Consider the following 20000-nt stretch of genomic DNA (forward strand, 5'->3'; position numbering starts at 1 on the left):
AGTTATTCGTTACCTTCACTCAATGCAAATTTGATCTCGTCAGAAGAGAACCCCTTTCGACTTAGCATCGCGTAAGCCTTAGAGCGTTCTTTATGATCGTTTAGGTCATAAGACTTCTTCTGCAACTGTTCTAAACACGAAGAATAGAAATCTAGCTGCTCTTCATTAATCAATCGGTCGATGAGCGATGACAGCTCACTTGTGTCGATTTGTCGTTGTCTAAGTTCTTGCTGAATGGCAGTCAGTCCCTTGCCTTTACGAGCGTACTTGAGCACCTCTTTTTCCAAGTCGGCTTTCTCGGCCTTAATTTGAATGTTACTTTTCAGTTGATGCGCTTGTGGGTGCTGGTCAATCGCTACCTTAACTTGTTGATAGCTAAAGCCACGCTTTTGCAGGGTCGCGACTAGCTTTTCACGGCTCATAGTAAAGCTTGAGTAATAGTGGTTGATTCGTTCTATCAGGATGGTTTGTTCATCAATAGACTTTTCGAAGGACACCTTATGAATCGCATCAGAAATCATAGAGTCCGTCAGACCCTTCTTCTTCAGTTTTTCGACAATATATCGAGAACCAAATTCACCAGAAAAAGCTTGTTCCACGAATTGTTCTGCAAACACTTGGTCAGACTTGAGATACCCAAAGCCTTTCAGAGTCCCTAAAGTTTCATCGATCCATTCTTGATTGTCGGTTTTCACTTTGAGCTTCGCAACCAACTCACTTTCCGTCATATCCCTCTGAGTTAAATGCCACATCGCAGAGTTCATAACACTTTCAATTCGCGTCGCTTTTCTTACCGTTGTATTTCTACTATTCGTTTTTTGCTGTGAATCATCCATTCGCTTTCAACTGTCCAGATTGAGCCTACCCCATCATAACTTAATTCTAAGATGGGTGGAGTGACATAAAGAATGAGGCTCAATATAAACGACAGCCAAAAAAAATGGACGCTTATTCAGCGTCCATTTGATATCACATTAAGAATGATGGCTCGAAGCCACACTTAGCTTTTACGTAATCGCTCTTTTCGAAATTGCTTCTCGTACTAGCTCTTTCGCTTAGTTCTCTTCGTGATTGTAAATATGTACATCTCGTTGAGGGAATGGAATCGTGATGCCTTCTTCATCGAAGCGTTTCTTCACGGTTTCCGTCACATCCCAATACACATCCCAGTAGTCATCAGTCTTAACCCAAGGCCTTACGACAAAATCTACAGAAGACGTATTCAAGGTATGAAGCTTGATCATATGCTCTGGTTTTTTCAACACTAGAGGGTGCGCAACAATGATGTCGTTCAATACCGCTTTCGCTTTATCGATATCATCTGAGTAACCAATACCGAAAACCATATCAACACGTCGCACACGCTCTGCCGTGATGTTGTTGATCACGTCACCCCAGATTTTGTTGTTTGGGATCACCAAGCGTTGGTTATCGATAGTTTGAACGGTCGTCGACACTAAGCTCATATCTTTTACCGTGCCTTGCACGCCCGCCACTTTAACCATGTCGCCCACATCATAAGGACGGTAGATCAAGATCATCAAGCCAGAAGCAAAATTAGATAGCGTATCTTGCAATGCGAAACCAATGATCACACCGGCAACACCGAAACCTGTTAGTAGTGGTGCTAGCTCTATCCCTATTTGCGACAGCGCGATAAGCAAACCAATAAACACGACCGCTTTAGATGCGATTGATACAAAGAAGTCCTGCATCAATACACTAAAGTCCATTTTCGAATGCGAAACGCTCTTACGAACGGTTTTGCGTGCGACGTTTGACAGCAAACGAGTCACATACAAAATACCCAAGAACAGAGCCAGTTTGACAATGAATGAAGGGGTATTTTCAAAAGCCCATGAACTGAACGAACGAAGCCAACCATCCAACAACTCAAGCGCAACATCAACATCCAATACATCGGCGTTAATATCTCCCGTCGTTGCCAGCAACACTCGCTTGTAAGAAGTCACGTCGACGCCAAACGGTTCCATTAGTGTGATGGTTTCTTCTAAGCTCGCGACCATAACGCTAGTGCGCTCGCTGAAACGTTCAAGCTCCTTTTTAATCGTCGCTTTCTCTTCTTCATTCACAAAAGACAAACGCGCTTCTAGATCTTGTCGCTGTGTGTCTGTGTAAAGAATGGCATTTGTCAGGTATTTAGAACGAGCAATTAACGCCGTTTTAAGTTCACCTTCAGGAACAGCAACATCAACACCACGCTCTTTCGACCAATTTAAGGTCTTAGCAAGCTGCTGATAATAGACATCCATCATTCCGATTCGTTTTTGAATACGCAATTCAAGGCGTTTTTTAGCGTCACCTTCAGCTGAACGGTTTTCTTTACTCATTGAAACGATCTTAGTTTCATTCAACGACAGCAATTTTTGTAGCAGTTCGACCTGCTGAGCAAGAGTGACATCCAGCCCCTCTTTTTTATCTGACGATAGCTGTGAAAAAATCTCTTCGCGTAGGCCCTGGTTCTTACGCCTTAAGATATCTTCAAGAAAGGGTTTTTCAGCATCATGCGCCGTTTCTAATGTTGCTAGATCGAGCATTAACTGATCTTGTACTTCTGCGATTTTCTCAACGCTCTGCGCATAACTTCCAAATGCGACAAACGCCAACATTAACAATAGACAACGCCAAACCTTCATCATATTAATTCCTATCACTGTCTAAATTGACCCTATAAATAGTAGTAAAAAGAATATGGATAACAAGCATTTAAACGTATGTTATGTTAAAAATTCGCAAATTATCAGCCTGCTTCTAATATTTGAGAGTTCCAATCCCCTCTTATGACCTGTAGAGTACGCATCCAACAAAGAACAACAGCCAATATCTTCATTCGAGCACAGCACTAAAGCGCCCTAAATACGATGTTGGCTCACAGCAAGAGAGCATAAAAATGAACAACGAACTTGATATTATTGAGTCTCTAGAAGAACTAGAGCAATTCCTAATTTCAGTGGAAGCTGGCGGTTTAGGTCTTGAAGGCGTTGAAGGTGTAGGCATGGCAACCAATAATTCAGATGGTCGTCACTTCGTTGCTGTATTCAATAGCAGCCATAAAGTTCTGCTTGCTCGCTGGATCACCAAAGAGGTGTTTGATAACGGTAAAGACTTGGTACGTAACGGCCCTCGCCGCACTCACTAAGCCTTTCCAATAGCACCAATGATTAAAGCCCAACACGTTCACTGACGATCTGTTGGGCTTTTTTGTATCGCCTGTCCCGTCCTGATAGTTAATAAACCACTCAATACAGAATAATTAGCGATAACTTTCAGTTGTTGTGAACTTTAGCTACAGCTCAATGTAGTATTCGCGTGAATTGGTGTTTATGCGTCTTTTATCGTGTATCTGCCGTTTCCCGCATTTATACATAATTTCACTTTAACCATTTTATGACTTGTGGCACGAAGAGAACTTATCTAAGCTAACCACAATTCAATGAGCTTGCTTTAACGACTAACAGATTTGATTACTGACTAATTTGCTGAACACATCGCTACTTTTCTTATCCACACAGAACCGCCGACAAAAGCATTCGCTTTGGGCGCTCTTCCTTACCGGACTGGTTATCGTAACTTGTCTGGCGAGCACTCTGGCCGTCAAGAAAGTATCGTTATCTGCATCCGCTAATGGCCAATCACTCCTAGTTGGCACACAAACTCATACAGAAACCAGTAATCCCCAAACCAACATCGCTTCTTCAGAAAAAATGGCTGCTCTATACGCCAGCGTTTTCGGCTTAGAAGCCTCAAAAATGTTAACGTCCCCCAATTCAAATTCATGCAGCCTAAGTTCGAAAATGCTGACCTTTGCCGCCCCAAAAACCGGCTGGCTGATCCCATTCGTACTTATTATTGCTGTTGCGTTTAACTTACCTCCTCACATCTCGAGATTATCTAGAGACAATCATCGCTCTACTCGACCGACAAAACACCGATTGCATCTAAAGCACTGTATATTTAGAGAGTAAATAACCGGGCTACTACACCCTTTTATTTATTTTTTGGAGATACATTTGTGTACAACACACTACTAACTAAGTTTGTCGATTCATTGGCATTCTCTATGCGTACATGCGCGAAAACCTTAGTCACTGCCCTTTTGGTTATGACGTCATTTACCGCCTTGGCACAGACAACGGGCTGGCTTAGTGTGCCTGAGCATCCGCCTGTTAAAATGCGAATGATGTCGACGGGTGAACAGTCGGATGACGGCTCTAAGATCCAAACCGTGCTCGATGTCGTGCTCGACGGCGACTGGAAAACCTATTGGCGCAGCCCAGGCGAAGGTGGCATTCCGCCAAGCTGGGACTGGTCTGGTTCAACAAACATTGAGTCAGTAGAGTGGCACTGGCCGATACCTAAATACTACGAGCAGCTTGACGTCATGACGTTAGGCTACAAAAAACATGTCAGCTTTCCTGTCACTTTATCCCTGAAAGACAACACGAAGCCTGCGATATTCAGGGCATCGTTTACCTTTCCGTCGTGTACCAATATCTGTGTGTTAACCGATTACGATATCGAACTGCCGATTGACCCACAAACTTTAGCGCTCGATGAAGAAGCGATGTTCTTGTTCAACCAAGGCATGAGCCAATCTCCACGAGAAGCTAATCGCACTTCAGTCAATGGTCTATTTTGGGACAAGAGCAAGCAGCAACTGGTTACTCAGCTGACAAGTAAAAATGGCTGGGGTAAGCCGATGGTGTTGATTGACGGGCAAGAAGTGATTGATGACTTCTTCTCTCAACCAAGCGTCCACATCACAGACAATACAATGACGGCCGTATTTGATGTGAGCAACTGGATAGGTGAAGTCGACTTAACGGACCGTAACGTGAGTGTCACCGTTTCAGACACTAATTTCGCCGAAGAGATGACGGCCAAAGTTGGCTCAGAACCGATCGCTTACCAAACAAGCAACAACGGCTTTTTGGCGATGATAGGCTTCGCTTTAATTGGTGGTTTGATCCTCAACATCATGCCATGTGTGTTGCCAGTCTTAGGAATGAAATTAAACAGCATCATTCAAAACCAAGGTGCATCTAATCGTCATATTCGACTCTCATTCTTAGCTTCTGCTTCAGGTGTCATTACATCATTTGCGCTGTTAGCCCTAGGTATGACAGCTCTAAAAATGGGTGGTAATGCAATTGGCTGGGGAATCCAGTTCCAAAATGTTTGGTTCATCGGGTTCATGCTGATCATCACTTTGCTGTTTTCGATTAACCTGCTTGGGTTATTCGAATTCAGACTACCATCAGGTTTAAACACCTGGATGGCAACCAAAGGCGATGACTCACATTCAGGCCACTTTGTTCAAGGCATGTTTGCAACGCTGTTAGCAACGCCGTGTAGCGCGCCATTCCTAGGAACCGCTGTCGCGTATGCACTTGGAGCAAGCTACCAAGAGTTATGGGCTATCTTCATCACGCTTGGTATCGGTATGAGTGCGCCTTGGTTGATCTTTGCGCTATTCCCAAGCCTAACCAAATTGCTTCCAAAGCCTGGGGCGTGGATGTTCAAAGTTAAGCTGGTATTTGGCTTAATGATGTTCATTACCAGCCTATGGCTAACAAGCCTCCTTAGCCCATTCATTGGTAAATTCCCAACTATCCTGCTGTCGCTATTTATCGTGATTTCAGTATTGATTTGGATTGGCCGTAAGTTGGGTCGCAAGGTGCTTATTCCTATCGTCGCAACCACAACCTTGGTGTTTGGTGCTGCATTGATCGTCGGTAGTGTCACCGCTGATAACTGGGCGACTCCGATTGTTGACGATCTCGCTTGGCAAAAGCTGGATGCGAAGCAAATCCCTCAGCTCGTTGATGAAGGCAAAACGGTGTTTGTTGATGTGACTGCTGATTGGTGTATCACTTGTAAAGCCAACAAGATCGGCGTCATCCTTCAAGACCCTGTCTACAGTCACCTACAGCAAGAAGACATTGTTTTGATGAAAGGTGATTGGACAACACCAAGTGAAAGTGTCACTCAATACTTACAAAGTAATGGGCGATTTGGTGTGCCATTTAATATCGTCTACGGCCCGAGCTATAAAAGCGGTATTCCACTGCCTGTCATTCTCAACAGTGACACTGTTGTTCAAGCCATCGACGCTGCGAGATAACTGATGAAGACTCCCAACAATGAAGATAAATCTAGCACGACTGAAGACAACGCTGTAAAGGGTGAGGTCAAAAAGCCAAGTCGTCTTAAGAAGTGGGGAAAGGAACTGGTTTCAATGATATTGATCGTTGGCGTGGTTTCATTTGCCATGGACTTTTATCACAGCAGAAGTATGCCTCAAGGCGATGCGATTCCAATTGTGGGTCAATCGCTCCAAGGCGAAGATATTGATGTTATCGAGCTAAGTAAAAATGGTAAGCCAGTCATTGTCTATTTTTGGGCGACTTGGTGTGGTGCCTGCAAATTTGTAAGCCCAACCGTCAATAGCTTCAGCGATTCCCATCAGGTGGTTTCGGTCGCTCTATCGTCTGGTCCAGACGAACGTGTCCAGCGCTACTTGGATGCAAAAGAGTATGACTTCCCTGTTATCAATGATCTTTCTGGAGCAATCAGCAGAAGTTGGGGCGTTAATGTCACTCCAAGCATCGTCATCATCAAAGACGGAAAGATAAGCAGTATCGCAACAGGCGTTACTTCTCCTATAGGGCTGTGGTTAAGAACCTACTTTGCCTAACTCGCTCACAAAGAAAAACAGAGCAAAGCTAAGTGAATAAACCGACTCAGCCAGTTTAACAAACAAGATTAATGTGAGCACAACCTAATAAGCGCTCACGATTATCACGAATTAGAGAAAAGACAATATGAAAAAGCATCTGATAAGCGCACTGATTTTAGGCTCACTAATTAGTACTAATGCCTTCGCAGAATTAAACAAAGAACAAACTCAACAACTTGAAGAAATTAATCAATTCCTGAAGGAAAACCCATCGACGATCTCTGGATTGCATACCAGTTTAGAGCAGTACGTAGCAGGTCAAGAGCAAGCGAAGAAAGCCCAAGCGGAAAGCCATGATTGGTTATACAACAATGACGCTCACCCGATCCTTGGCAATCCAGATGGCAAATCGGTCATCGTTAATTTTACCGACTACAACTGTCCTTTCTGTAAGCGCTTAGAAAAAGGGTTAACTCAACTCACCTCTGAAAATAGCGACATTAAGGTCATCAATGTCTACCTATCATTTAAGCAGCAACAAGTTTCGGGTCTAAACACCAACGCAGCGCTATACGCGATGAAAGTATGGAAAGATAATCCAGAAGCATTCCCAGAAGTAGACCGACTATTAATGGCGAAAAGCGGTAGCCACACAAAATCGTCACTGCAAGCTGTAGCCAAGAAGACGGGAACAGAAGCACAACTAGACACCACCACAGAACAAAGCAACACGCTAATGACCAACCACCAAACCTTTAGCGCATTAGGTTTAACTGGCACACCAACATTAATGATGAACGGGCAGGTCTTACCGGGATACGTGCCTTACGACCGATTAAAAGAGATCGTGGATGACGCTTTTTAATCGAGTGTAGTTAGAGATAAAATTCGAAAGAGAAGTGAATAAAAAGCCGACTCGCGTAACTCGCAGTCGGCTTTTTTATGAGCTTAAGATAATGTTTTCAATATTATTTTTGAAACAGAAAAACAGTCGAAGTGTCACTATCTTGCAATGGATTCTTAATCTAGCCTCGCTACTCTAAAAGCAGTTCTCTCGATGAGTCCAAGACGTGCTTACTCTAGACAACTGTCCTTTGACCGAGCGTAGCTCGGTCTTTTTTTTACGTGTTTTAGATAGCAATACAGTGCATTAACACGGAAACGTCCAACCGGCTGAGCCTTAACTTAGCAAGCGACAAACAAGCGCACCCGGCTCCCTTAACGCATCCACGTTATAGCTAAGGACACGTCCGGCAGACGGCGCGTGATAACGGCGACACTCATTACCAAAAGCGTCATATTGAATAGCCAACAGATCATCTTGTTCTACGCTCTGCAGAAGCTCAACCTGCGGCAATACAAAACCACCAATATCAGCGCGGATAGAAACCACATCATTACCCTCTATCCAATCCATACTCGGCAGCTGCATTTTCTCGGGATGATTTATTTCAACCTCGAACATTTCATAATAAGACAGCATGTTAAAAACACCGTCTACCGCTCGTTGAATCATGTCAGGCTGAGTAAATTTCCCCATCCCAACTTCCACCGTGATGCTCGGAATTCCACTTCGATTCCAAACCGTTTCCAAAATACCTGGGTCACCAGGGTCATTCAGAACACAATCGGGCTGCATCAGCCTCGCCATCTCCAAACATTGTTCTATGCGGTAATCAGCAAACACATAAAGTGGATAAACTGCGCCACGAGTTTGAGTGTGGAGGTCAACGGCGAAGGTGGCATTATGCTTAAGCAAACGCTCCCACAAAGACGCAACAAAGCGCTCCGCAGCCAAGCCATTCGCGTCACCCGGAAAGAGTCGATTAAGATTGGCAGGACAAGAGCCCGGATCCGAAGAGATGAAATCACGGCTATGGTTCAGCAAGCCAGACAAATTCACAGTAGGCACAATCGTTACCGTACCTTTGAGCGTTTTACCGACTAAGTCCCTGATAATTTGCTGTGCAGCCAACACTCCGTTTAGCTCATCACCGTGAATACCGGCGGTGATCATCAACTTAGGACCTTCTTGAGTGCCTTTGAAAACAGAAACCGGCATGTTCTTAGGTTGCCCTAGCCCATCACTGGTGACTTGAAACCAAAACTGGTGCTCTCCAACGGGTAGGTCTTCAACATTCAAGGAGCCAATAACCTGCCTACCTTGTAAAACATCGCCTAAGTACTCTGTTTTCATCCAACGTCTCCATATTGTTGAGCAGAATCTATTCTCTTCTAAGTTTTTGCATCATAGAGGATATCCTTACCAGTACAAGCAGTTAATCAGATTAACAAGCTCTCAGCGCAGCCAAAATTCACCACCATCGACATACGTGATTGCAAGGTAAAACTTGCCAATGTGACCTTTGAAATACACGCAACTTGTATAACTATTCATAGAACACTCAGTCGCATGAAATAAAAATGCAATAAAATCAACACTTAAAAAAGTTCCCCATTCACGAAAATGTAATTTTATGGAAATGAAAGCTTAATTTATCTGCTCTAAATTAGCTTCATATCGAAACGGAGAGCACATTGCTCACGGATTTTAAAATACAAGGTAAGTGATTATGAAAAAGGCAGTTCTAGCTTCTGCAGTGGTAGCGGCACTAGTTTCAGGTTCATCTCTAGCAGCAACAGTTTACAGCTCTGACGGTACAGAACTTAAAATTGGCGGTCGTGCGGAATTCCGTGGTGATTTCATTGGTTCAGGCGGTAAAGAAATCGACGGAACAATGAAAAATAAAAGCCGTGTACGTTTAAATGTTGGCGGTACTACAGAAATCACTAGCGACCTATCTGGTTTTGGTTTCTACGAAGCAGAACAAGGCGTAAATTCTTCAGCTGACAATGATGAAACTGACAACTTTAAGCAACGTTACATGTATGCAGGTTTTGAAGGTAACTTCGGCGCAGTATCAGTAGGTCGTCAAGATACAGCTGCAGCTCAAATCTCAGAAATGTCGGATGTTACTATCTACTCTGGTGACCAAAAAGCATTCATCAATGCAGGTGACGAGCAAATCAATAACACGTTTGTATACGCTTACGACGCAGACGCACTTTCTCTTAAAGCAAGTTTGATTGCTGGTGAAGACAAAGATACTGACGGTTACGGTATCTCTGGCATTTACACACTACCGATGGGCTTAGGTTTTGGTCTTGGTTACTCAGGTAACGACAACGGTACTGGTAATGGTTCAGCAACGGCTGTAATCGCTGGTATTAATTACAAAATGGATGCTCTATATCTAGGTGCAACCTACACAATGGGTGACCTAGACGACAAAGCAAAAACTGAGTTCTCTGGTGTAGAAGTTGCGGCTAAGTACAAACTAACAGATCAGTTTGAATTGGCTGCTTTGTACCAAAAACAAGAAAAAGACGCGACACAGAACTTAACTGTAGACACAGCTGACTTCTTTGAGCTGACTGGTACTTACAAGTTCAACAAATCTATCCGTACATACGTTGCTTACCAATTAAACAATCTAGACGACGTAAAAGTTGCAGGTTTAGAAACACAAAGTGAAGACTCTCTTCGCCTAGGTGTACGCTACGACTTCTAATCTAAATCGACTTTAGATACAGACTAAAAAGGTTGGGCAATGGCTCAACCTTTTTTCATATTCAAATATTCTGACTGACTTCATCAATGCTTTTTCTGGTTAAGTGGTGCTAAATCCGTATCATAGGTGAACCACATCAAATAATTAGAAGCATCATGTCACAACACCATCCGATCCAAGGCGCTAGCTGGATGCTAACCGCAGGCCTAGCCTTTGCCGTTATTAACAGCCTAACTCAAATTGCTAGCATTCATTTCGGACTTACTTCTACCACCGTCGCCGTCATTCAATACGCTATCGCGTTGTTCGCTATTCTTCCTTATCTGAAAACGCTGGGCATTCGTCGCGCGCTAAAAACCGACAACCTCAAATTGCACGTATTTCGTGTCTTCTTGTCTGTTATTGGTATTCAACTTTGGATATGGGCACTGGCTTACCCAGTACCAATTTGGCAAGGCATTGCCCTTCTCATGACGTCGCCACTGTTTGCAACCATAGGTTCAGGGCTTTTCCTCAAGGAGAAAGTTGGAGCTGCTCGCTGGAGCGCGACCTTAGCCGGTTTCGTAGGTGCGATGGTGATTCTAGAGCCATGGGCTGAAGACTTTAACTGGGCAACGCTATTACCAGTCGGTGCCGCATTCTTCTGGGCATGCTACTCACTGATGGTGAAAAAGCTCTCTTCGCAAGACAGCCCTTCAACCATGGTGGTGTACCTGCTGCTATTAATCACACCATTTAACATCCTGCTTGCCGCGCCAGATTGGCAGACGCCAAGCGGCGGTACAATTTGGGCTATCTTGATTGTTATCGGTGTTATGACGGCACTCGCTCAATGGGCGATAGTAAAAGCCTACTCGGTCGCTGATGCTTCGTTTGTGCAACCTTTTGACCACGCCAAATTACCGCTAAACGTTTTAGCAGGTTGGATTGTATTTAGTTGGGTTCCACCGGGTCGTTTATGGCTAGGGGCTGCTATTATTATTGCGTCAGTTGCATTTATAACGCACTGGGAAACTAAAAAACCTTCAAAAGTGAAGAAAGTTTAAGGTTGGTGAAATAAATAGTTCGACAGTCCGTTCTATATGGATAAGAGAATTCAAACGAGGCCGTAACCATGAAGAAACCAGTCAAGATTACACTATACCGTTGGGCAGGCAGCTGGGGTCCATTTAAAGTTAACATCCCATGTGGAGAATGTACCCTTACCAAAGACATTCTGAAGGATACTTTTGAGAATGAGTTGGCCGATGTCGATGTCGAACTGGAAGTAAAAGATTGGTTGTCTCACTGGTGGGAGCCGCTAAAACTAGGCTCTTGGCATGCTCCAATCCTTGTTGTTGAAGGCAAAGTGGTCAGCCAAGGTGAAGCGCTGAATCGCGGTGTGTTAATCCAATCGGTGATCAAAGAGTGGACCAAACGAGACAGCCTAAAAGGCAACATCGTTTATGGTAAGGCGACCTGCCCATTCTGTGTTAAAGCGAAGAAAATGCTGGATGAAGCGGGTGTTGAATACCAATACCACGATGTCGTAAAAGACAGCGCCGCTTTGTACCGTATGATTCCAGAGGTAAAAGCACACATTGGTGAGAAAACACCGGTCACCGTCCCGCAGATCTGGCTTGATGGTAAGTACATCGGTGGTGCCGATAACTTAGAAGCGTGGATGAAAGAGAATGGCTTAGATAGCATCCCTAATAATGTGGTCGACTTATCCAATCAATCTGCTGGCTGAGTTCATTAAAAGCCATTAGTCAGAAGCTTAATTGGTATTTTTTGTGTCCATCCACAACAAAACAAAGCGATAACTTTCACCAATCGCTAAAACGAAAAAGGCCTTAAACTTCATCGAGTTTAAGGCCTTTTAAAATTCCGTTTTTGAAAATGCTTATTTAGCCATTTTCTTCATCATTCGCTTAAAGAACGATGGTTTCTTTGGCTTTGAAGTGCCGTACAATGCTTCGTGCATCATGTTTTTTGCTGCCATTTGACCAAGGTATGCGTGGCCTAGTTCGTAATTCATGCTTATCTCCGCACATAATCAACTTTCTTTAGCGCGGATTTTACACTTAAAACGCCCAAAAACAAGATCTAAATCACACTTTAATGCAATATTAAGCATTCATTTGCAATTAGCCTAATTTTGTCTCTGTGCTAATCAGCATTGTTTTTGTATATCAATGAGTTAACCTAAATTCTGGTTTGAGCTTAATGCTCCATTCCTAATAACAACCCAAGACATTGATTTAGACACTGATAAAAAAAGCAGCTCAATAGAGCTGCTTTCTAAAATGCTTTACTGAGAAACCTAGCTGCGCTTTGGCTGTCTGTAAGTTTTACCGGCAATTTGGTATGTGTCTTTTTGCTTCAATTCAAACATCGTTTCAAAGAACCAAGCTGCAAATTTGATTAAGTCATCGCCTTCATTCATGACATGTTCGATGTACTCTTGCTCTTCGCCTTGTTCATTTTCTTGAAGCGTCACGTGGTAAATACGCTTTTCGCCTTCCACTTCAGCAAGTGCAAATTGACCAGTCAGTGATGCAGCAGCCTCAGCGACTTCTGTATCCTCATTGGATTTCAATAGCTCAAGCGCTTGAGGCAGGCCATCTAGTGCGCAGATAGCTTTTACCAGTACTTCAAATTCATTTTGCTGCATTTTGTTTTTACCTATTCAATGGACCGAAGCATTGTAGAAAACCATCAGCACAAATACAACGTATTAACGATGGTGCGTTAAACGATAGTGAATTTAGTGTTTAGCTATATTCCACTTCAACAGTATCGCCTTTGTTGTTCATTTTGGTTGAAGACCAAAGCACTCCGCCCATGGCTGCGCCAATAATGAGGTAGAACACGCCTAACTGTAGATGAGTCGTGACCCAACTCTCTACTAGATACCCACCCAATAAACCCGCTAAACACATCTGAATAGAGCCCGACAATGCCGATACTGCGCCCGCTTGCTTCTTATGAGGTTCTAATAACATGCTGATTGATAATGGGAACGAAATGCCTTGTGCTATCGCCAACCAAGTAAACGCCCAAACCAAGTTAAAGATGGATAACTCATGAGTAAGAAGCCAAGTTCCCGAAGCCAAAATAATCAAAATCGCAAGGCTCATCAATTGCGGAGTGCTAAACCTACGATTGAGCAAGTTCAAAGCAACGCTACCGATCAGTAAGCCTGCCGAAGGGACAATCATCAATGAACCATACTCAGCGGCGGTCAGCCCCAATTGCTCTTGCATTAAGAATGGGAACAAAGATAACGATACCAAACTCGCCATATAACTCATCCAGTTATAACTGGCGCTGCTTATCACTTGGCGATTCGTTAACAAGCGTCCGTAGTTCTTTACCACTTGGCTGACTTCAAAACGGCTCTTCCCATATGGCAGAGTTTCATGCAACACGAAGTAACCCAGTGTGAATATCGCCAGTAAATACAATAGAACGAAAAGGAACACCGCCTGCCAACCAAGGTGGAATGAAATCCAGCCACCAAATACAGGCGCGATGATCGGCATAATCGACGCGGTGATCGAGATATAAGACAACGCTTTGGTAAGCTGTGAACCATCATAGCTGTCACGAAGCACACTTCGCCCAAGAACCGAGGCACTGCCCGCCCCTAAACCTTGCAGCAAGCGACCAACTTCTAGCGCCGTCATATTGTCAGAAAACACAACACAAACGACTGTACCAATCAAATAAACACCCTGACCTAACAAGAAGATAGGTCTTCTTCCCACCGCATCGGACATCGGTCCGTAAAATAGCTGAGACAAGCCAAAACCCACCAGAAACAGCGTGACGAGAAGCTGTACATCTACTTGAGTAGCACTTAAATCAGAAGCAATTAACGGTAATGCTGGCAAGTAGATGCTCACACCCACCTGCCCCGTAGCAATAATCATCATTGCTAAGAGTAACGGTGTTTTTTTAAAGGTCGATTGGCTCAAAAAATTCCCTATTCGTTTGATATTTGTTCATTAGATGAGTTTACATTCAAAACCAATAATTGATAATTAGCTAAATTGGAATTTTATTAAGTCCCAACAGGAAATAATATGGATTGGATTCTTACCGTAAAAAGCTATGTCAGAGTAGTGGAAGAAGGTAGCTTCAATGGTGCTGCTCGAAAACTTAACACCACCAGCTCGGCGATCAGCAAAAGAGTAAACTGGCTAGAAGAGCGCATCGGCACCCAACTGTTAAAGCGCACCACGCGATCAATTAGCCAAACCGAAGCAGGTGCGCTCTTTTACCTGCGAGCCAAGGATCAGCTCGACAATTGGCAGTCCATTATTGATGAGACTCGCTCGGTTAACCAAACCCCAGCAGGCCTATTAAAGATTGGCGCTACGATTGCGGTTGGCTCTAAGTTTCTGGTGCAATACATGGACGACTTCTTAGAAAAGTACCCTGATATTAAGGTACAACTCATCACCACTACGCCCGGTCAATTACCCGAGCTTGGCTTGGACTTGGTAATCAGTCGTGAACTAGAACAACTCAACTCATTAAGCTTCAAGAAAACACCGCTGTTTGAACACAGAGCCAGCTTCTATGCAGCACCAAGCTATCTTGCCAAACACGGCTACCCCACTTGCGAGCAAGATTTGGAGCAACACAATTCGTTAATTTGGGGAGAGCGTCCGACCCGTGAAGTAGCACTCATCAAAGGGCAGCGAATAACGTTAAACGGTAACTTTGCGACCACCAATCCAGAGGCTTTGTTTCATGCTGCGAAGCGAGGAATGGGCGTACTGTTAACCATCAAAGCGATGATCAAAGAGGATCTAAAGCAAGGGACATTAGTTCCAGTATTGCCAAATATTACCGCCGACGAAGTGATGGTTTACGCGTACTACCCTAAGCTTGATTACTCGCACACGCGAACCAAGCTCTTTTTGGACCATCTGAAAGACAGGCTAGACAAAGAGCGTAGCACGCAAGCTCTGTGAAATAAGTAACATTTTAATTTGAAAAGTTATACAACACGGCCAATAATAAACTTGACGCATATAGATTATACAAATTCGCACATATACAAGATAATACGTATACCGCTTACACAGTGAATCTGGTTAACTAGGGGTGGTGGCTATGACTCAACATACGCACAATAGCATGATAGACACAGAGCGCATTGGCCGTTTGCTGAAATTGGAAGGTATCGACCTTTTAGAGTCAGCTGTGCTTACTTTACATCAGACCTTTGATACTCAATACACTAGCATCATTGAGAAGAAGTACTTCCCTGACCAAACCGTTCCTTTGGTGATCGCCCATTCTGATCATGTATTACATGACAAAATCAATGCGCGCCATGGTCACATCTACCAACAAGCCGTCAATCAAAGACACCCAGATTGCTCATTTTCTCAGTACATCGTCCAGTCATTGCCAACATCGGCATTTAGGCAGGAAATCACCTCACAAAACTCCATCGCGATCCCGACTCAAACTCAAAGTGGCGAAGTGATGGGCGTGCTGTTTTCAACGTTCACCTCGCCTCTTAGCCCTGATCAGCAACAAGACGTGGTAAAGCACCATCAATTGTTCGCCGACATCATCATCCATACCTTGCGTGAAATGTGGTTTAACGATCGTTCCGAACAACTTGTAAATCAGCTTAGTTATGAGGTGTCACACGACAGCCTAACCGGGTTACTCAACCGAAGCTGTTTATCAGATACCTTAGAGTCGATTACTCAACAGAGCGTCACTCCGTTTACATTGGCTTTACTCGATATCAATAGCTTCAAAGCCATTAATGATATGCACGGTAATTATATTGGCGACAAGGTGCTGCAGTTTGTCGCAGAAATATTGCGCCGAACTTTACCTGAAAGCAACCTGACTTTCCGGACTGCTGGCAACGAGTTCGCCTTCATCACCTACCATTCTGATCCGATAGCCGTGTGCGAACAAATACTGGCCAAAATTAAGCAGGGCTACAGTAGCGTTGATATCAAGATAGATTTCGACGTCAGCATCGGTATTGCCAGTTCGGATGGAGACAACAAAGACGTTGAGCAAATCATCTTCAATACCAGCTTGGCGCTTAAAGAGTGTAAACACAGCCAAGATACTCATATTCAATGTTATGACACTCACTTAAGAGTTCGTTACCAAAGAAAAACCGAGCTAGTCGCAGCGCTACGAAGTGAGCTGGAAAACCCAATTTCACAAAGCTATATCCCCGACAGCAATGGAATGTACGTAGTGGTACAGCCGATTGTGGGTCAAGGTGAAACGCAATGGGAATATTTCGAGGTACTGACTCGCTGGAAAACCGCCAGACATGGAGACATCTCACCCGTAGAGTTTATTCAAGTGGCAGAAGAGTCAGGGCTGATTGTCGAATTAGGTGAACGCATTATTGAATTGGTGTGCCGCGCTAAAACCACACTAGAGCAAGGCTTGGGCTACAAGGTTAAACTTGGAATCAACTGCTCTGCGCACGAGCTTACTGATTCGAAACGTTATATATCCTACCTGACTCGAACCATTGAACAGCACCATTTTAAGGCGAATGAGTTTGTTATCGAGTTAACCGAAACCGTTCTGTTATCGCCAACACAAGAGACAAAATCCGCGCTTAACTTTCTGAGAGGACAAGGCTTCACGATTGCACTCGACGACTTTGGTACAGGCTACTCCAGTTTGAACTACATCCACAGCTACCCTATCGATTGCATTAAAATTGATGCGACCTTTATTCGAGACTTGTTAACTAGTTCGACCTCAGAGAGCGTAGTATGGCTGATTGTTCAACTGGCCCATAGACTCGATGTATCTTTGGTTGCGGAAGGTGTTGAGAAGCGTGAGCAATTAGAAAAGCTGCACGCGATGGGATGTGACAAGATCCAAGGTTACCTCTACTCACCTCCAATGCGACCTGAAGCTATCGTTAGCTATGTCGCGCACTCAGAGCCTTTAGTTTGAACCCTTACCGAACCTTCTATTGAGAACTAAAAAGCCGCAAGAGCATCACTTAACACTGACTGTGCTTTGTGATGCTCTTGCGGCTTTAAAACAGTTTAATGGCTAGCTACTTACTAGCATTATTAACCATTGCTAGATTGCGCGTTTCTAACGCTGCCTTCAATAGCTTGTCGGCTTCATCTCTCGCGGCTGTGAATGTCGCTTTTTCCTTTTTAGGCACAGAATCAGCCATTGGGATATTCGCTTTCATCGCATCAACAGGGCGACCACGTTCGATCAGTTCATAGTGCAAGTGAGCACCTGTCACTCGACCCGTTTTACCCGATAGGCCAATACGTTGACCACGAGATACCGTTTGTCCTTTACGAACAAGGATCTTGCTTAAGTGCAAGTAGCGCGTTTTATAAGTGCTACCGTGCTGAATGACCACGTAGTTACCTGCATATGGGTGCTTACGCGTCATAATAACTTTACCATCACCCGTTGCTTGAACAGGTGTGCCAATTGGTGTCGCGAAATCCGTACCGTTGTGCGGTGAGATTCGGCCAGTCACAGGGTGTAGACGTTTAGGGTTAAATTGAGAACTCTGACGCCATCCACTGCTCACTGGGTAACGTTGGAAAGCACGTTGTAAGCTATCGCCATTAGCATCGTAATATTGTCCGTCAGTGTGTAAGTATGCTGACACAACGCGGTTACGATTCATGATCTTAATTGCTTCAATTTCACGTTTTCCGGTTGCAACACCATCAACATATTGCGCTTTTTGAAGCACTTCAAACTGATCGCCAGCACGTAGGTCTCGGCTAAAGTTCAGCTTATCTTTAAGAAGAGTCACAATATGGTCAATCTCAAGACTGCTCAGGCCAACCTTGTTCGCCGACATAGAGAAGCTGCCTTGAATATCACCCACTAAAGGTTTTTGCTTCCATTCACCAGGAATAGAGATGTCTTCGAATTCGTAGCTGCCGTCATCAAGTAATCGGTAAACCACTTTGTCCGCGACGCTAAATTGAAGTTCCATTTTAGAAAGGTCGCCGGTCGCTTCATCACGCCAAAAGCGTAATGTATTACCCGGACGAAGCGTATCTAAAGCAAGGAAGTTCAAATCAGTTTCCATCACGCTCATCATCGATTTGTAAGAAAATCCAAGCTGAGTGAAGATGCTACTCAAGTTATCGCCAGATTGAATTTGATACTCAAATGTCGGCGGCTCAATAACGGTAACAGAAGATGGTGACAGAATTGACTCAATAACGGTTGAGTCGGGCAAATCAAGATCGATCGTTTTCGTCAGATCCGATTGTGACGATTGCAAAGCAACACCAATCGCAGCAATAAGTGGCAGTCCCAAAATAGCTACTTTTTTTACAGGTGAAAGCTCAGCAAACGGAGAGGGAAATATTTTTGAATACACGGTAAACAGGTCTTTCTACGATATAAAGGCATAGGATATGCTTTTCAAACGCATAAATCATCAATGCATTGTCATAATATGATGTGAATCTTCCCAACTTAGCCTAAGTCATTGAGTTGCCGTAGATGAAGAGCCACTAGATAAGAAATAAAATTAACCGCTAAATTTAAAAATAAAAAAGCAGAAACGGCTAGTTTCTGCTTTCTATTGGTTGACGTTATTCCGTTTCGAATAATTAATAAACGAAGCGAATTAGTCGCTGGTTTTAAGAAAAGATTATGCGTTTACCGTCGACACTAGGCAGTTGTCTTCACCAAATTCATTTGGGATGTAACGATCGGCATTCGCATCGTTCACCCATTGTTGGTCATCAACTAGGTAGCGGAATTGAAACTCGCCATCTTTAGGTAGACGAGTTTTAAACTTGTAAACCTTCCCTTTGGCCAGTTTTTTCATTGGGGTGGCTTTCCAATCAAGAAAGTCAGCAACGATGGATACAGAGTTCGCTTCCTGAGCTTCTAGCTCGAAGGTCACTTCAACTTCATCTTTCGTCTTAAAAAAACGTTTATTAATCATTCGCAAGCTCCATTTGTAATAATAAGCGGACACAAAGCTAACTGTGTCTAAATTTCATTCATCTAACTAAGATAATATGTAATTTGGCTCACATAAACAACAGATCCTTACATTCACGAAAACGTTATTGCTTACCAATTGATTGCGTATCAAAAGAAAAACTCATTAACACCTTTTCAGAAGGGGGTTCTGCAAATGATTGTTCCGCAGAATGCTGAGTAAAGCCGATAAAACCTTCCCCAGTAAGTTTATTCTGTGATTGCGAACCTGGCTGCTGAGCTACCTCCAATGTCTGAATTTGTATACGATCACCCAGTAAAAGTTGGTCGACTAACACCACACGGCTTCGTTGCTGGTCATGCTTAAACAGGCCTAGATAATAGAAAACACCGCTGCCTTGGTTAGATATCCACATCGGCGCGACAAAGAAACTCGCCTTGCCCAGCGTGGCGGCTGAAAGATTATTTGTGTCTACCGTTACCACACCGCGCTCAACACCTGAGTCATAGCGTCCAAACGCGATGGCTCTAGGCTCATCAACTTCATTGATAAAAGCGTAGGCGTTAGTCTCAGGAACTTTAATTGTCCATGGATTGGTCGTCTTCAAATCAAAAACGGTTTCTACGACTGGGTCATAACTCACTTGAGAAGAAGGAAACTTCGCCAAGATCTCTTCATCACTTAAGCTAAAGCGATAAATACCCGCTACTATCACCACAACCAGCATGACAATTGGAATCAGTAGAATCAGAGGGATAGGTAAGATTTTCTTTTTCATGGG

At 43.8% G+C, this 20000-nt stretch carries 18 protein-coding genes; 9 read left to right on the forward strand and 9 right to left on the reverse strand.

Annotated elements, in window-relative coordinates:
- Positions 1-2: 2 nt before the first annotated feature.
- Together AB4482_RS19705 and AB4482_RS19710 are read right to left on the reverse strand one after the other, a co-directional pair.
- On the reverse strand, positions 3-836 hold the full coding sequence (locus AB4482_RS19705; protein ID WP_372159046.1) for a RecX family transcriptional regulator: 834 nt from the start codon (positions 834-836) through the stop codon (positions 3-5).
- A 219-nt stretch (positions 837-1055) separates the two neighbouring features.
- Positions 1056-2660 (reverse strand): mechanosensitive ion channel family protein, encoded by a 1605-nt coding sequence (locus AB4482_RS19710; RefSeq protein ID WP_372181471.1) that lies wholly within the window; start codon positions 2658-2660, stop codon positions 1056-1058.
- A 251-nt stretch (positions 2661-2911) separates the two neighbouring features.
- Between AB4482_RS19710 and AB4482_RS19715 the strand changes: the two genes are divergently transcribed.
- The 4 genes from AB4482_RS19715 to AB4482_RS19730 all read left to right on the forward strand — a co-directional run bounded on the left by AB4482_RS19715 (position 2912) and on the right by AB4482_RS19730 (position 7565).
- The gene (locus tag AB4482_RS19715; RefSeq protein WP_017062732.1) at positions 2912-3160 is read left to right on the forward strand and encodes a hypothetical protein; all 249 of its coding nucleotides are present in this window, start codon (positions 2912-2914) and stop codon (positions 3158-3160) included.
- Positions 3161-4081: 921 nt separating this feature from the next.
- On the forward strand, positions 4082-6145 hold the full coding sequence (locus AB4482_RS19720) for a protein-disulfide reductase DsbD family protein (RefSeq protein WP_372181489.1): 2064 nt from the start codon (positions 4082-4084) through the stop codon (positions 6143-6145).
- A 3-nt stretch (positions 6146-6148) separates the two neighbouring features.
- A complete protein-coding gene (locus AB4482_RS19725; RefSeq protein ID WP_372181472.1) occupies positions 6149-6718 on the forward strand; it encodes a protein disulfide oxidoreductase in 570 nt (189 codons plus the stop codon).
- Between the two features lie 127 nt (positions 6719-6845).
- Positions 6846-7565 (forward strand): DsbA family protein, encoded by a 720-nt coding sequence (locus tag AB4482_RS19730; protein WP_372181474.1) that lies wholly within the window; start codon positions 6846-6848, stop codon positions 7563-7565.
- 315 nt (positions 7566-7880) lie between these two features.
- Here the strand turns inward: AB4482_RS19730 and AB4482_RS19735 are convergent, their stop codons facing one another.
- Positions 7881-8897 carry a succinylglutamate desuccinylase/aspartoacylase family protein gene (locus AB4482_RS19735; protein ID WP_372181475.1) on the reverse strand — a complete coding sequence of 339 codons (1017 nt, stop codon included), beginning with the start codon at positions 8895-8897 and terminating at the stop codon, positions 7881-7883.
- Between the two features lie 376 nt (positions 8898-9273).
- Between AB4482_RS19735 and AB4482_RS19740 the strand changes: the two genes are divergently transcribed.
- The 3 genes from AB4482_RS19740 (at position 9274) to AB4482_RS19750 (ending at position 12004) form a co-directional block, all read left to right on the forward strand.
- Positions 9274-10272, forward strand: coding sequence for a porin (locus AB4482_RS19740; RefSeq protein ID WP_372132747.1), 999 nt, complete (start codon positions 9274-9276; stop codon positions 10270-10272).
- Positions 10273-10427: 155 nt separating this feature from the next.
- Positions 10428-11318, forward strand: a complete 891-nt coding sequence (locus AB4482_RS19745; RefSeq protein ID WP_017068384.1) for a DMT family transporter — start codon at positions 10428-10430, stop codon at positions 11316-11318.
- 68 nt (positions 11319-11386) lie between these two features.
- Positions 11387-12004: a glutaredoxin domain-containing protein gene (locus tag AB4482_RS19750; RefSeq protein WP_017062739.1), complete on the forward strand. Its 618-nt coding sequence runs from the start codon at positions 11387-11389 to the stop codon at positions 12002-12004.
- A 153-nt stretch (positions 12005-12157) separates the two neighbouring features.
- Here AB4482_RS19750 and AB4482_RS19755 read toward each other — a convergent pair whose 3' ends face one another.
- The 3 genes from AB4482_RS19755 to AB4482_RS19765 all read right to left on the reverse strand — a co-directional run bounded on the left by AB4482_RS19755 (position 12158) and on the right by AB4482_RS19765 (position 14234).
- Positions 12158-12292, reverse strand: coding sequence for a hypothetical protein (locus tag AB4482_RS19755; protein ID WP_010431176.1), 135 nt, complete (start codon positions 12290-12292; stop codon positions 12158-12160).
- A gap of 285 nt (positions 12293-12577) precedes the next feature.
- Positions 12578-12928, reverse strand: coding sequence for a hypothetical protein (locus AB4482_RS19760; RefSeq protein WP_017057980.1), 351 nt, complete (start codon positions 12926-12928; stop codon positions 12578-12580).
- Between the two features lie 100 nt (positions 12929-13028).
- A complete protein-coding gene (locus AB4482_RS19765) occupies positions 13029-14234 on the reverse strand; it encodes a multidrug effflux MFS transporter (RefSeq protein ID WP_017071617.1) in 1206 nt (401 codons plus the stop codon).
- A gap of 108 nt (positions 14235-14342) precedes the next feature.
- On the opposite strand from AB4482_RS19765, the gene AB4482_RS19770 reads away from it, so the two are divergent.
- On the forward strand, positions 14343-15239 hold the full coding sequence (locus AB4482_RS19770; protein ID WP_372181476.1) for a LysR family transcriptional regulator: 897 nt from the start codon (positions 14343-14345) through the stop codon (positions 15237-15239).
- Positions 15240-15381: 142 nt separating this feature from the next.
- The gene (locus AB4482_RS19775; protein WP_017068381.1) at positions 15382-17226 is read left to right on the forward strand and encodes a bifunctional diguanylate cyclase/phosphodiesterase; all 1845 of its coding nucleotides are present in this window, start codon (positions 15382-15384) and stop codon (positions 17224-17226) included.
- Between the two features lie 106 nt (positions 17227-17332).
- On the opposite strand, the gene AB4482_RS19780 is transcribed toward AB4482_RS19775, so the two are convergent.
- From AB4482_RS19780 to AB4482_RS19790, 3 genes are all read right to left on the reverse strand, one after another.
- Positions 17333-18643, reverse strand: coding sequence for a peptidoglycan DD-metalloendopeptidase family protein (locus AB4482_RS19780; protein WP_372181477.1), 1311 nt, complete (start codon positions 18641-18643; stop codon positions 17333-17335).
- A gap of 276 nt (positions 18644-18919) precedes the next feature.
- Complete coding sequence (locus tag AB4482_RS19785) at positions 18920-19219, reverse strand: isoamylase early set domain-containing protein (protein ID WP_009845720.1); 300 nt, start codon at positions 19217-19219, stop codon at positions 18920-18922.
- Between the two features lie 124 nt (positions 19220-19343).
- Positions 19344-19997, reverse strand: coding sequence for a hypothetical protein (locus AB4482_RS19790; RefSeq protein ID WP_017064322.1), 654 nt, complete (start codon positions 19995-19997; stop codon positions 19344-19346).
- Between the last annotated feature and the right edge of the window lie 3 nt (positions 19998-20000).

Source organism: Vibrio sp. 10N.222.55.C7 (genome assembly GCF_041473335.1).
GTDB lineage: Bacteria > Pseudomonadota > Gammaproteobacteria > Enterobacterales > Vibrionaceae > Vibrio > Vibrio crassostreae_C.

Coding starts and splice junctions, on each gene's coding strand:
- AB4482_RS19775 (WP_017068381.1), top strand. CDS start 15,382: ATGACTCAACATACGCACAATAGCATGATAGACACAGAGCGCATTGGC.
- AB4482_RS19715 (WP_017062732.1), top strand. CDS start 2,912: ATGAACAACGAACTTGATATTATTGAGTCTCTAGAAGAACTAGAGCAA.
- AB4482_RS19785 (WP_009845720.1), bottom strand. CDS start 19,219: ATGATTAATAAACGTTTTTTTAAGACGAAAGATGAAGTTGAAGTGACC.
- AB4482_RS19750 (WP_017062739.1), top strand. CDS start 11,387: ATGAAGAAACCAGTCAAGATTACACTATACCGTTGGGCAGGCAGCTGG.
- AB4482_RS19770 (WP_372181476.1), top strand. CDS start 14,343: ATGGATTGGATTCTTACCGTAAAAAGCTATGTCAGAGTAGTGGAAGAA.
- AB4482_RS19730 (WP_372181474.1), top strand. CDS start 6,846: ATGAAAAAGCATCTGATAAGCGCACTGATTTTAGGCTCACTAATTAGT.
- AB4482_RS19720 (WP_372181489.1), top strand. CDS start 4,082: ATGCGTACATGCGCGAAAACCTTAGTCACTGCCCTTTTGGTTATGACG.
- AB4482_RS19760 (WP_017057980.1), bottom strand. CDS start 12,928: ATGCAGCAAAATGAATTTGAAGTACTGGTAAAAGCTATCTGCGCACTA.
- AB4482_RS19710 (WP_372181471.1), bottom strand. CDS start 2,660: ATGATGAAGGTTTGGCGTTGTCTATTGTTAATGTTGGCGTTTGTCGCA.
- AB4482_RS19725 (WP_372181472.1), top strand. CDS start 6,149: ATGAAGACTCCCAACAATGAAGATAAATCTAGCACGACTGAAGACAAC.
- AB4482_RS19745 (WP_017068384.1), top strand. CDS start 10,428: ATGTCACAACACCATCCGATCCAAGGCGCTAGCTGGATGCTAACCGCA.
- AB4482_RS19740 (WP_372132747.1), top strand. CDS start 9,274: ATGAAAAAGGCAGTTCTAGCTTCTGCAGTGGTAGCGGCACTAGTTTCA.
- AB4482_RS19705 (WP_372159046.1), bottom strand. CDS start 836: ATGGATGATTCACAGCAAAAAACGAATAGTAGAAATACAACGGTAAGA.
- AB4482_RS19735 (WP_372181475.1), bottom strand. CDS start 8,897: ATGAAAACAGAGTACTTAGGCGATGTTTTACAAGGTAGGCAGGTTATT.
- AB4482_RS19755 (WP_010431176.1), bottom strand. CDS start 12,292: ATGAATTACGAACTAGGCCACGCATACCTTGGTCAAATGGCAGCAAAA.
- AB4482_RS19790 (WP_017064322.1), bottom strand. CDS start 19,997: ATGAAAAAGAAAATCTTACCTATCCCTCTGATTCTACTGATTCCAATT.